The organism is Arthrobacter sp. 2762 (assembly GCF_040548745.1).
In the GTDB taxonomy this organism is placed as follows: Bacteria; Actinomycetota; Actinomycetes; order Actinomycetales; family Micrococcaceae; genus Arthrobacter.
Genome location: NZ_JBEPSI010000014.1, coordinates 1 through 12,896, shown reverse-complemented (window position 1 = coordinate 12,896; position 12,896 = coordinate 1). Strand labels below are relative to the sequence as shown.

Sequence of the window (12,896 nt, the reverse complement as noted above, 5' to 3'; positions counted from 1 at the left end):
CATGGCTTCCTAGTAGTTCCGCCGGTGCTTCAACCGCGGGATTGCGACGGCGAACACAGCCGCCGCGGCGAAGCCCAGGACGCCAGTGGCCCAGACGCCAGCAGCGAGCGAAATGGCAGCAGTCAGGGCGAACAACAGCATTGGCCCACCCGTGGCACCCGAATGGGCAATGAAGCGCCAGATGCCAGGGAAGTGACTCCTTCCGTTACCCGGGGAGAAGTCGGCACAGTGTGATCACGAGCCCGGAACTGATTCCATGGCCAAAGCCAATCAGCAGGGCAGCCAGCAACAGCGGAACGAACCCACCAGTGAACGGGATGAGGATCAACGCCATTCCCATTATCACCGTTGAAGGAACCGCCACCCACGGCCGTCCCTTGCGATCCATGAGCTTCCCTGCCGGATAGAACACCAACATGTCGATGGCGCCGGAGAGACCGTAAATCAAGGAGGTTTGTGTCGCCTGGCGACTGGGGCTGGAACGCAACCCGTGGGGTTTCGATTCAAACCCCGTCGGCCTGTTGAACATGGTGTTCGTTTGGGGCTTGCTGCAGCAGATGGGGTTCTTCTGTGACGACGGCTTCTTTGTCCGGTTTGCACGCTGGAAGCTCGTCGCGGCAGCAGTCGGCTGCTATCTCGTCCTGGTGCCGCTCACGTATGGCGGCCCCTATCCCGTGGACATGCTGACCAGCCAGAACCCGCCCATGTTCCCGCCGATCCTTGTAGGTCTGGCGCATGTCCTGCTCGTGAAGGCCGCGTATCCCCAGCTTCAGCGGACCGTGCAGCTGGCGTGGATTCAGAAGGTGATGTTCGTCGTGGGGAGCCGAGCGATGACCATCTATCTTTGGCACCTGCCGCTGATCATCGCCATGTTCGGGATCGCCTTGGGGCTTCGGCTCCCCTTCCCCGAACCCGCCAGTACGCAGTGGTGGCTCAGCCGGCCGCTGTTCTACGTGGCAGCCTGGGTGCTCGTTCTGCTGAATTCCACGCCCTTGGTCCGCTTGGAACTCGCGAGCACTGCGCTGGCGCCCGGTGCTGCGAGGCCGGCAATCTGGCGCATCGCAATTGCCACGGCACTGGCGATCATTCCGCCGTTCGTCGTGATGCGGACAGCACTGCATACCTCAAATGCAACATCGGGGTTGGTTCTGCTGGTGGTTGCCGTGGCACTGGTGACGGGGCGTCGACCGGACAGGAAGTGGAAAGCTCCCGCTGCCGTTGAGCAAGCGGCGCAAGAACGCGCGGCTGCCTGAGCTACTTTGAAGGGTCGAAGGGTCGGAGAGCACCTTCGACCCCGGGTTGATTTTGCATTACACCTGGCCCAAAGACAGCTGGAAACTCCTCAGGAAGTTGACTCGGGTAAAGCAGTTTCCATGACACGACGCTTAACATCTGCACGGGTGGTTTCCGCTTGGAACCCGCTGGCGGCAAGCCCGGCTTCCCAATCGCCTTGGCAGGTCGCAAGCTCTTCAAAGAATCCGCGGAGAATTTCCTTGGGTGGCGGAGTATGGCCGTCCCCGGAATTTGGTCCCCACCTGTCCATCAACATGTAGAGGTTCTTCGAATTGCCTACCCTGTCCACAAACGGCAACTGATGATTCTCTATATGGAACCAGTCCCTTGCGTTCTGAACCAAGGCGACCGTATGGCTGAACCCGGCTGAGTAAACGGGGAGCAAGTCATGTGCAACGCACCCGGGCAGCGCTGTTATGTCGCCGTCCTGCATCTCCCATGCATGCGTTATATAGCGGTCCACGGCGCCCGGGTAGAACCGTGAAATCGATGTCTGTGGATTGACGGCAAGCGCCAATGATGTCGGGAAGAATCTAGACAACGCCAGACTGGCATATCCCCCGGCAGAGCTGCCAAAGAAGACGACGTTGTAACCGCCAGTCTCCCTTATGATGCGGCGGATGATATCCACCAAAGTCTCCTGAAGATCAGGTTGCTCTTTGGATCCCGCATACCAGGCGAGGTTGCACTCCGAAGATTTCCGGAGGCTTGGATCGGAAACAAAGATTCGGTTGACCGGCAGCCCAGCCGTAACGCCTTGGCCAAGGAACCAAGGCAGCCGAACGTCCTTCTCGGCAGCCCCATGGAAGCACACCAACGTCGTGTCCGAATCGGCGGGAACGTTCAGGAGTTCAATAGGCAGGCTCTGGTGCTGGATTTCGATCAGCCCAGGGGGGACCTCCTCACTGGACAAAAATTTAGAGAGATCTGCAAATGAGGAGGATCTAGGGGTTTCGGAGGCGACGTTTTCTTGCACCCCGGTAGTCTAGCGGTGGCCCGGAAAAGGAGCAGCTTCGACATCCGTCACCCGTTCGTCTAGTAATTCCGCCGGTGCTTCAGCCGCGGGATTGCGACGGCGAACACGGCTGCCGCTGCGAAGCCCAGGACGCCAGTGGCCCAGACGCCAGCGGCGAGCGAAATGGCAGCAGTCAGGGCGGACAACAGCACAGGCCCACCCGTGGCACCCGAATCAGCGATGAAGCGCCAGATGCCAACGAAGTGGCTCCTTCCATTGTCCGGGGAGAAGTCGGCACCCAGTGTCATGATGAGCCCGGAGCTAATGCCGTTGCCAAAGCCAATCAGCAGGGCAGCCAACAGCAGCGGAACGAACCCACCCGTGAACGGGATGAGGATCAACGCCGTCCCCATGATTACTGTGGAAGGAACGGCTACCCACTGCCGTCCCTTGCGATCCATGAGCTTCCCTGCCGGATAGAACACCAACATGTCGATGGCACCCGAGAGGCCGTAGATCAGCGACGCTTGGGTGGCATCCATGCCCAAGTGGTCGGCCCACAACGGGATGACAACTTGGCGCGAAGCACGCAGAGCGCTGAGCAGCAGAATTCCGAAGCCCACAGACAGGAACACGCCGGCATGGGAAGCCGCGACGTCGCGCAGCGTTGACGCCGGAACGACCGGTCCGCCGTCGGACGTAGCGGGAGCCACCAGATCCGGGATGGTGAGCGACAAAGCAGCGGCTGCCATCATCCCGACAAAGCCAACCCAGTATGCCCCGCTGATTCCGCCGAACTGCATCACGCCGGCACCGATGAACGGACCGATGAAGATGCCGATCCTCGTGACACCGCCCAATGTGGAGAGCGCACGGGCACGGAAAATCACAGGGACGGCCTCGGTCAGGTACTTCTGGCGCGCAAGGTTGAAGACGCTCGCCGACATACCCACCAAGGTCATAGCCGCGGCCAGCAACCAGATCCCGTGTTCCATCTGCGGAGCGAAGGCTGCCGCGCCGAGGGCAAGGGCTCCTACGGCACCTGCCCCGACAATTGCCCAACGTTCGCCAAACTTTATGGTGATGAGCGATGCCGGGATATTGAAGAGCCAGGACCCCAAGCCGATGAGCGTCACGATCAACGCCGAGACTGCCACGGATGCTCCAAGATCACGCGCCGAGAGCGCGATCACCGGAAGAACCGCTCCCTCGCCGATACAGAACAACAGCGCAGGCCCGAAGGCCGGTAACGCAATGCTGCGGAGGCTGAAGTTTTGGTCTTCCTGGGTGGTTGTCATCCATTTCATCCTAGAACCGATAGTCGTAGCCCTCCCCGTCATCAACGAGCGGTCGCCGTCGGTTTTCCATTAGAGTCCGAATCATGACCAACTCGAACCGCCGCGATGTGTCGCGTTATCCGCGAAAGCACACAGTCTTCTCGAGCCTCACCGATTTCCTAGCCACGGAGGATTTGCCATCGGAGATCCTCTCCATCGACGGTGCACAGCCGCTCGATATCTTCTACCTTCCGACAGGCAGCGACACTACGGTCGTTTCGTTTCACGCCGCGATTTCCGGCCAGGGTACAAATCTCCCCATGTTTTCGGGTTTCAAGGTCACCCAAGATTGGACGCCCAATCAGATATTTGTCTCTGATCCGGGCCTCCTGACAAGTGACGACTTGACCATTGGGTGGTTCGCAGGCAGTAGCGAACTTGCCCTCCAGGAAGTTCTTCCACAAGTCCTCAGCAAATTGATAGGTGCCGCTGGGGGTTCGCGGACTTTGTTCTGGGGTCCGTCAGCCGGGGGATTCGCTGCGCTCTACTATTCACGATTCTTCCCCGGCTCACTGGCCGTCCCCGTGAATCCTCAAACGATTTTGTCCAACTTCAATATTGCGCATCAGCGGCGGTATACAGAGGCCGCGTTTGGGGCTGAAACCGTGGAGCAACATGAAGATGTGTTCGCAAGACAGCTGTGCTCAGACCTTCGGGACCATTACGACGGGGAGACGCCGAACTACATCCTCTACGTCCAAAACATAACGGATCCCCATGTCGAGTTACACATGAACCCATTCCTTCGCTCACTCAATTCAATGGCTAACGTCAAGACGATCATGGACGATTGGGGCCAAGGCCACGTTGCGCCCTCGTCAGAGGAGCTCCGCGAGATAATAAGTTCAATGACCAACCCGGATACTGACTGGGATCGATACTTTTCCGAGAACTAAAAACTGCCGCCACGACCATGGCCATTTCAAGGCTGGGACGGGTTGCCGGGGCCCAAGGTCGTCGCCTTGGGCCTAGGCAATCTTCCCGATTTAGCCGTTAACTCCTGCCTTCCGACGGCCAGCTGTTAATAAGCCCAGACCTATGAACAGCATGCCCACTGCCCAGAGGGTGAAGCTGCCGTCCAATCCCGTCGTGGCCAGAGAGTTGGAACTCCCTACGCCGGTCGCAGCGCCCGCTGTCAGCACACCTTGCGTGCCGCCTGCGGTTACAACACTGCCACCCAGTTGAGCGCCGCCGGTTCCGATTGTCCCGAGGCCAGCGTTGCCGAATCCGGCACCACCGATCTCGGTACCCGGATTGTTGGTGCCAGTGTAAGCACCGCCAACGCCAAGTCCAGCATCGCCCGGCTCGTTAACCGCGGGCGGGTTGGCGACGGGAGGGTTGACTACTGGAGGGTTCACTACCGGCGGGTCAACCACCGGCGGATTAACCACGGGCGGGTTGGCCACCGGCGGATTCACAACGGGAGGATTCACCACGGGAGGCGTGATGGCTCCTACCGAAGCGCCACCGATGCCAAGCGAAGTGGAATCGATGGTGACAGGAGCCGTGATCGGAACAACCAACTGTCCGGAGATGATCCCGTCACTTCCATTCGTGGTGTTATTTGGTGTGGTTCCCGTGCCGGAAGTACCGGTTGAGGTGCCGGCTGTGCTGGCCGACGAATCGCCCAGCACACCAGCCGACGTCGAACCAACAGTCACCGGAGCGGTAACCGGAGCAACCACCTGAGTCCCGGAGCCAAGGCCCTTAGATCCGGAGGTGCTGGTTCCCGACGTCGTACCCGCGCCCGAAGTACCGGAGGTGCCGCCAGTGTTGCTGGCCGACGAATCGCCCAGCACACCGGCCGAGGTCGAACCAACAGTCACCGGAGCGGTAACCGGAGCCACCACCTGGGTTCCGGAAGCAACGCCATCCGATCCATTGGTCTTAGCACCCGGCGTTCCCGCCGGGGCAGTCCCACCCGAAGTACCAGCTGTGCTGGCCGACGAATCGCCCAGCACACCGGCCGAGGTCGAACCAACAGTCACCGGAGCGGTAACCGGAGCCACCACCTGAGTACCGGAGCCCAGGCCCTTAGATCCGGAGGTGCTGGTTCCCGACGTTCCCGCCGGGGCAGTCCCACCGGAAGTACCGGCAGTGTTGGCTGACGAATCGCCCAGCACACCAGCCGACGTCGAACCAACAGTCACCGGAGCGGTAATCGGAGCTACCACCTGAGTACCGGAGCCCAGGCCCTTAGATCCGGAGGTGTTGGTTCCCGCAGGAGCAGTCCCACCGGAAGTGCCGGACGTGCCGCCATTGCCGCTGGCGGAGGAATCACCCCAGACACTAGCGGAAGTCGAACCAACAGTCACCGGTGCGGAAACCGGAGCAACCACCTGAGTCCCGGATGCTACGCCATCCGCTCCATTGGTCGTAGCGCCAGGAGTAGCAGCAGCAGGTGCACTGCCTGTGTTCGAGGGTGCGCCGGAAGTAGCTGATGAATCTCCAGCCACACCCGCGGCAGTGGCTCCGATGTTAACAGGGACCAATATCGGAGCCACTACCTGAGCGCCGGATGCGATGCTTTCTCCCCCCGACGTTGTTGCCTGCACTGGCGCTTGGGCCGGCGCAGAACCTGATGTTGCTGCTGGTGTTGTCGTTGCCGATGAGTCCCCCAGGACACCCGTCGACGTCGATCCCACAGTTACGGGGACCGTCACCGGTGCAACTACTTGGGTACCGGAGGCTGTGCCCCCGGAACCGTTGGTGCCAGCCGCCGTCGTCGAACTGCTTGGTGCAGTTGGCGCGGCAGGTTTGGCTGGGCCCGTCGCAGTGGAGCCCCCCAGCAGACCCACTGATGACGAGCCCAGGTTTATGGGCGCTGTTACGGGCGCGACTACCTGTGTCCCGGAGCCAACGCCGTTGGAACCGTTGGTGCTGGCAGCTGGCGCCGTGCCTGTTGCCGGAGCGGCTGCCGGTGCCTTTGTGGTTGAGGAGGAATCTCCCACGAGGGCTAGTGACGTCGCGCCTGTGTTGACTGGCGCTGTCACCGGTGCAACCACCTGTGTACCGGAAAGGGTTCCGTCCTTTCCACTGGTCGTATCTGCCGCGTTGGCCGCGGTCCCGCCGAGGGCTATCAAGCCTCCGGCAAAGCATGTGCCGATCAGGCACCTGCGAATTGTCGAGTTCATTGTGATCTTCTCCTGAAGGTCGTGTTCCCAAAGACGTCCGATGACGGATCGTCCGGTTAACCATTGGCCGCATGTAGAGGCGCGGCTGGGTTGGGGAACTAGTCAGGAGATGAGCCGGGATCGAATGAAACCGGCTTTGGATGATCTTCATTGCTGGCCGCTGCTGGACCAGAAAGTGTGTCTGCAGGAACGATCAGCGCACCCTGCAGGAAGGCTGCGGCAGGGCTTGGTGGCCCGTTTTGTGAGGTACCCGAGCCCGTGCCGGTGACACCAAGGGGTGCCGCATCCGGGTCGGCAGGCAGCTCGGTTGGAGCCTCAGGTTCGACCATGACAGAGGCGCCGGTTACGGCACCTGGTGAAGCAGGAGCAAACCCTCGGGCCAGGACAAAGGCCAGTGAAACGTCGGCATTGAGGGTGGGCGGGGTTGTCCCGAGGGGCAGGCCAGCGGATTCCGGGGCCGAACCTTCGCCAGCTGGAGTCGCTGGTGAGGTCCCGACGGCGGGTGGCGTCACAGCTCCCGCGCCCGGCGTCGTGGGGAGCATAGCGCCGCCGCCGCCCAAGAGTGGAGGAAGCAGGCTTCCGGGTCCAGCAATCGGAGGCAAGACGTTGCCGACAGGCGGGAGGACAGTGTCGATGACCTCAACGATGGGGACTACAACCGGGTTGGTCACGTCCGTCACGGGGTCCAGGCCAACTGGTTCCAGGACACTGTTTACCGGAGGAACAACCGCCTCGACGGTGTCGTCAATGGTGCCCGTGGCTGGTTTAACCACCGTATCCACAACGTTGCCGACCGTGTCGTTGGGCACTACCCGATGAACCACGGGGACTGTGGCGATGACTTTATCCGTGGAGTGCGCAACATGCTCAACCACTGGGGTTACAGAGGGAACATTTACGGTTATCGGTTGCGCCGGGACAACGGCTTTGGCGGGAGCCGGCAGGGGTACGTTCGGCACCGGGACAGTGACGACGGGGGCGGAGGGCTTGGGCCCAACGGAAGTTGCAACGGACGCGGCCGCCTTCTTGACCGCACCCGTTGCAGCACTGAGTGTCTTGTTGGCTTGCGAGCTGGCGCTGTCGGCTGATGAAACGGCTGACGACACCGAAGACGTCACTCCATCCAACAGCGAGTGGTTATCGGTGATCCCGGAATCGGCGCTGGCGGCCGTCGCGGACAATGCCATCCAAATTGCGGTACCGGCGCCAGCAATCATGACGGAGCGGAGAATCTGAGTAGCGCGCGGAATTACGCGAATGGCCTTCATCTCGACACCCCCCAGGTAGCCGCAAACCGATGGTCGACTTCATCCTAGGACTGGTGTTACCCAATAGTCCATGGGGAGACAGTAATCAAGATGACAAATTTATAAGCAACCTTCATTTATGAAGAAGGGTAGAAGCCCGTCTTCTCGGGTCCAAAATCAGGCGTTGCCAACGATCCGCCAGCAGCCCTCCCGTGCTGGGCGTTTGTTTCCTGGAGCCGCTTGATGAACCAGCGCGACTGCTCCGGTCCATAAGGCAGCACCGGGATGGCCTTGGTTGCATCGTTGGGCATATCGCGGATGGACTGGGTTGCCTGCCGCACTGCAGTGCTCATGGTGTCGGCCATGGTCTTGACGAATTCGTCGCTCGCAGGCTTGCCATGGCCTGGAACCAGGAACTCGTACCGGTGACGCAAAGCAGAGATGTGCCGGAGGACGTCCGCCCATTCCTCGGGATACGAGTCCTCAAACGAAGGATGGGCGCCCTGCTCGACGAGGTCGCCCACGAAGAGCGTCGAGTTTGTCCCCACCAGAAGGTCACCGTCGGTGTGGGCGCGGCCCAAATAGAACAGTGTGGCGGTAATTCCGCCAAGGTCCACCAAGACCGGCTGGTCGCCAACGATCGCGTTCGGAACAACGATGTCGACGGCGTCACCCTCCCCCGCGGCCATCTCGGGTTCGTTTGTGGCGACGAAGCGACGTTGGTTGTCGGCGTCCCGCTCGATGGTTGCCGCACAGTTGGCGTGCGCCCAGAACTCTGTCACGCCGTCGTCGGCAAAAACAGCGTTACCGAAGAAGTGGTCGTAGTGGGCGTGGGTGTTGACTACCACCAGCGGAAGCTGGGTCTTTTCGCGGACAGCAGCGAGGATCTCGCGGCCTTGGCGCGGGCCACATCCGGTGTCGATGACCATGGCGAGCTCACTGCCCACCACAAGCCCGGTGTTGAGTAAGGACCCCTCGGTCTCCAAGACGTAGTTGTCCGTGCCAAGTTCATGCCAAGCTGACAATGAGTTCTCCGTATCCAGTGCAATCCGGCGATGTTCAGGCCTCGATTCTACCCATGCGCAGCTGGGAGAAGCCGGAATGACCCGGTGCAGGTGAACTCGGCGGGACTACAGGATGGCTGTCATGACGTTCCAGCCGGACCCAATCTGGCGGGCAGCAAGCCAACCACCCGAACCGTCACCCGGGTATAGCCACAAAATGCCGGAGCTGTTGCGGGCAACAACGTCAATCTTGCCGTCGCCATTGAAGTCACCGGGGCCCTCAATAGCGGTCATGACATTCCAGCCGGAACCAACCTGGCGGGCAGCAAGCCAACCGCCTGAACCGTCACCGGGGTAGAGCCACAAAACACCGGAACTGTTGCGGGCAAGAACATCAACTTTGCCGTCCCCATTGAAATCACCGGGGCCCTCAATAGCGGTCATGACATTCCAGCCGGAACCAACCTGGCGGGCAGCAAGCCAACCACCTGAACCGTTACCCGGATAAAGCCACAAAACACCATTGTTATCCCGGGCGATCACGTCGGCCTTGCCGTCCCCATTGAAGTCACCAGGTGCCTCAATCGCGGCCATCCCATTCCAACCGGAACCAATCTGGCGGGCAGCAAGCCAACCACCGGCCCCGTTACCTGGATACAACCACAAGACACCGCTCGCATCCCGCGCGATCACGTCCATCTTGCCGTCCCCGTTGAAGTCACCGGGGGACTCAATGGACGTCATGCCATTCCAGCCCGCACCAACCTTGCGGGCAGCAAGCCAGCCACCTGAACCGTTGCCCGGGTACAGCCACAAAACACCGCCGCTGTCCCTGGCAAGGACATCGCTCTTGCCGTCACCGTCGAAATCAGTGATTTTTTGAATGGAGGTCTTGAAGGTGAACTTCCACTCCGCCACGGCTGCAAGAGCAAACGAATAATCTGCAAGAGCCCTGGCAGTAACAGTCACTGCCCCGCTGCCCGGATAGGTGCCAGCGGCAAGAACCTTCCCGCCTACCACGTATTCAACGCCGGTCGACGTGGGAACCGTGTAGGTATCGTTCGAGGTGCCGTCCCTGTCAGTGAAAACTACTGGCGCAGGCGTCACCGGAAGGTGCCCACCAAACGTTGTGAGGGCTGCGGTGGCATCAACCAAACCGGCCCCGCATCCGGCCGGGCAGCCAGCAGGAAGTGCTCGCGACGAGTCCTTCAGCTGCTGTTCCACATGGTCGGGAGTGAGGGCGCTCCCCTCTGCCGAGTAAAGGAGAGCCGCAAGGCCCGCAACGTGAGGGGCGGCCATGGACGTTCCCTGCATGAACGCATAGCCCGGCGTACCCTGCCTGGTTGTCCCTGAGTTGTAGGTGGACAAGATACCGTTCAGGGCCGAGGAACTCATGTCGCCCCCGGGAGCAGTTACATCAACGGTGCTCCCGTAGTTGGAGTACGGCGCCTTCGCTCCTGTCCTGTCGCTGGCGGCAACGGTGATGACATTCTGGCAGTTGGCCGGGCTGGAATCGGCCGCGGGGCGGTTGGAATTTCCAGCAGCAACGATGACCGCTGCCCCAGCGTTATAGGCGAAATTGATGGCATTTTGATAGGTGGCAGAGCACGGCTTGATGCCACCGAGACTGAGGTTGATGACGCGTGCCGGGTTGGGATTGATTGGAGCCCCGCTAACAACGCCGCCTGCGGCCCAAATGATTGAATCTGCGATATCCGATGAATACCCGCCACAGGCACCCAGTGCCCGCACCGGAAGGATCTTAGCCTTCGGGGCCACGCCGGTTACACCGTAAGTGTTGTTGCCGATGGCAGCGATTGTGCCCGCTACGTGGGTTCCGTGCCACGAAGAATTTATCTGCGGGCTGCCCACCCCGCATTCATTTGCCGTCGACCAATCCCCGGGATCTGTAGGATCCGCATCCCTGCCGCTCCCATCCCGGGCATCAGCGGCATCGGACATCATGTCGTAGCCGGGCAGGACATTGGCGTCGAGATCCACGTGGCTGGTGATCCCGGTGTCCACTACTGCGACGACTACGCCTTCACCATGGTTGTATTGCCACGCCCCGGAAGGCCGAATGCCGGCCAAATCCTCCGAGAGATCCCACTGCGTCGAATAGTAGGCATCGTTCGGATCAGCCGCGACCTGCATGATGTCGTCAGCTTCGGCGTAGGCAACGTTGGGATCCGCACGAAGGGTCTTCAGGAATTGGTCAGCAGCTGTCCCCGAAATTGCCTTGGCAAGTTTGATGACCTGCCCGCCCGCTGCGTTTTGGTGCGCGCTTTCGGCAGCCACTCCGAGCTTGGTGGCCGCGCGATCTGCAGCCTGCTCCGCAGTAGCCGCAGCCGCGGCTGCTTTGACGTTGTCCCGCAGCCCGACAATGAACTGATCCGTGGCCACTTCAGGTGCCGGACGCAGTGATTGCGGTGGGCTCGGGAGGATGTCATTGTCATCCGCTACAGCCGGCTGAACGGCCAGTCCCGCCGTGATGATGAGCGTGGTCAGCGCGAAGCCTACGGTCCTCGCGGACCATACTCGGGAATCTTTTACCATTTTTTGGGCATTCTACGACGGCGACGGCGCACGATATACGGCCGGTCGCGGGCAACTGGAGACCACCAGCTGACCCCCACAGAAAATTGTACGCAGTGGTGGCGGCACTTTTAGCCAAGTCTTTTGCGAGGATTTGTCCAAGATTTGCCAGACAAAGGGCAGGACCCCGATCACCCGAATCGAGGTCCTGCAGCGTGGCCGTCTGTCTCGCGCCTACATATCCGCGAGCGCTCCACCGGGGTTCTCGATGGCGTCGGCTACGTACCGGAGGAAGCCAGCGGCCGTCTCGCCGTCGCACACGCGGTGATCGAAAGCGAGGGTCAACTCGGTAACCTTGCGCACGGCAAGCTCGCCATTAACCACCCAAGGCCTGTCGATGATGCGACCAACACCGAGCACACCGTCCGCTTACCATGAGCCTGCGTTGAGGAAGTGACAGGTGAACTCGGTGCCGGACTAGACGATGGCTGTCATGACGTTCCAGCCGGACCCAATCTGGCGGGCAGCAAGCCAACCACCCGAGCCGTCACCGGGGTAGAGCCACAACACCCCGGATCCGTTGCGGGCAACGACGTCAGTCTTGCCGTCGCCATTGAAATCACCGGGGCCTTCAATGGCGCTCATGGCATTCCAGCCGGAACCAATCTGGCGGGCAGCAAGCCAACCGCCGGAACCGTCACCGGGGTACAACCACAAAACACCCGACCCGTTGCGGGCAAGGACATCAACATTGCCGTCCCCATTGAAATCACCGGGGCCTTCAATAGCGGTCATGACATTCCAGCCGGAACCAATCTGGCGGGCAGCAAACCAACCACCGGAACCATTGCCCGGATAAAGCCACAAAACACCGTTCGCATCCCGGGCGATCACATCGGCTTTGCCATCACCGTTGAGGTCACCAGGCGCCTCGATCGCGGCCATCCCATTCCAACCTGCACCGATCTGACGGGCGGCAAGCCAGCCACCTGAACCGTTGCCTGGGTACAGCCACAAAACACCGTTCGTGTCCCGCGCAATCACGTCCATCTTGCCGTCCCCGTTGAAGTCACCGGGGGACTCAATGGACGTCATGGCATTCCAGCCCGCACCAACCTTGCGGGCGGCAAGCCAACCACCTGAACCATTGCCCGGGTAAAGCCACAAAACACCGCCGCTGTCCCTGGCAAGGACATCGCTCTTGCCGTCACCGTCGAAATCAGTGATTTTCTTGGCCGAGCCCTTGAACGTTGCAGACCACGAAGCCGCAGCACCAGCGGCAAGAACGTAATCGGTCTTCGCCCTGGCCGTCACCGTCACCGTCCCGGCGCCCGGATAAGACCCGGCAGCAACAACCTGCCCGCCAACCAAATACTCAACACCAGCCGTGG

The 12,896-nt window shown here is 60.9% G+C and carries 10 protein-coding genes and 2 pseudogenes; 3 read left to right on the top strand and 9 right to left on the bottom strand.

Features of this window, described 5'->3' with window-relative positions; translation table 11 throughout:
• Window positions 1-9: 9 nt before the first annotated feature.
• Window positions 10-463: pseudogene (locus ABIE18_RS20340) on the bottom strand (MFS transporter); the annotation flags it as partial.
• Window positions 464-527: 64 nt separating this feature from the next.
• On the opposite strand from ABIE18_RS20340, the gene ABIE18_RS20335 reads away from it, so the two are divergent.
• Window positions 528-1,253 (top strand): hypothetical protein, encoded by a 726-nt coding sequence (locus ABIE18_RS20335; RefSeq protein ID WP_499724339.1) that lies wholly within the window; start codon window positions 528-530, stop codon window positions 1,251-1,253.
• 89 nt (window positions 1,254-1,342) lie between these two features.
• Here the strand turns inward: ABIE18_RS20335 and ABIE18_RS20330 are convergent, their stop codons facing one another.
• Both ABIE18_RS20330 and ABIE18_RS20325 read right to left on the bottom strand, forming a co-directional pair.
• Window positions 1,343-2,206, bottom strand: a complete 864-nt coding sequence (locus ABIE18_RS20330) for a hypothetical protein (RefSeq protein WP_499724338.1) — start codon at window positions 2,204-2,206, stop codon at window positions 1,343-1,345.
• 122 nt (window positions 2,207-2,328) lie between these two features.
• Window positions 2,329-3,546: an MFS transporter gene (locus ABIE18_RS20325; RefSeq protein ID WP_499724337.1), complete on the bottom strand. Its 1,218-nt coding sequence runs from the start codon at window positions 3,544-3,546 to the stop codon at window positions 2,329-2,331.
• Window positions 3,547-3,629: 83 nt separating this feature from the next.
• Between ABIE18_RS20325 and ABIE18_RS20320 the strand changes: the two genes are divergently transcribed.
• Window positions 3,630-4,481 (top strand): hypothetical protein, encoded by an 852-nt coding sequence (locus tag ABIE18_RS20320; RefSeq protein ID WP_499724336.1) that lies wholly within the window; start codon window positions 3,630-3,632, stop codon window positions 4,479-4,481.
• A 90-nt stretch (window positions 4,482-4,571) separates the two neighbouring features.
• Here the strand turns inward: ABIE18_RS20320 and ABIE18_RS20315 are convergent, their stop codons facing one another.
• Window positions 4,572-6,077, bottom strand: coding sequence for a beta strand repeat-containing protein (locus tag ABIE18_RS20315; RefSeq protein WP_499724335.1), 1,506 nt, complete (start codon window positions 6,075-6,077; stop codon window positions 4,572-4,574).
• 31 nt (window positions 6,078-6,108) lie between these two features.
• Between ABIE18_RS20315 and ABIE18_RS20310 the strand changes: the two genes are divergently transcribed.
• Window positions 6,109-6,735, top strand: a complete 627-nt coding sequence (locus tag ABIE18_RS20310; RefSeq protein WP_499724334.1) for a hypothetical protein — start codon at window positions 6,109-6,111, stop codon at window positions 6,733-6,735.
• An 82-nt stretch (window positions 6,736-6,817) separates the two neighbouring features.
• Here the strand turns inward: ABIE18_RS20310 and ABIE18_RS20305 are convergent, their stop codons facing one another.
• From ABIE18_RS20305 to ABIE18_RS20285, 5 genes and pseudogenes are all read right to left on the bottom strand, one after another.
• On the bottom strand, window positions 6,818-7,987 hold the full coding sequence (locus tag ABIE18_RS20305; RefSeq protein ID WP_499724333.1) for a hypothetical protein: 1,170 nt from the start codon (window positions 7,985-7,987) through the stop codon (window positions 6,818-6,820).
• A gap of 116 nt (window positions 7,988-8,103) precedes the next feature.
• Complete coding sequence (locus ABIE18_RS20300; RefSeq protein WP_431116117.1) at window positions 8,104-8,991, bottom strand: MBL fold metallo-hydrolase; 888 nt, start codon at window positions 8,989-8,991, stop codon at window positions 8,104-8,106.
• Window positions 8,992-9,096: 105 nt separating this feature from the next.
• The gene (locus ABIE18_RS20295) at window positions 9,097-11,526 is read right to left on the bottom strand and encodes a S8 family serine peptidase (RefSeq protein WP_499724332.1); all 2,430 of its coding nucleotides are present in this window, start codon (window positions 11,524-11,526) and stop codon (window positions 9,097-9,099) included.
• 213 nt (window positions 11,527-11,739) lie between these two features.
• Window positions 11,740-11,925: pseudogene (locus tag ABIE18_RS20290) on the bottom strand (2-oxo acid dehydrogenase subunit E2); the annotation flags it as partial.
• Between the two features lie 57 nt (window positions 11,926-11,982).
• Window positions 11,983-12,896 (bottom strand): FG-GAP repeat domain-containing protein (locus ABIE18_RS20285; RefSeq protein ID WP_499724331.1); only part of this gene is annotated, 914 nt, incomplete at its 5' end.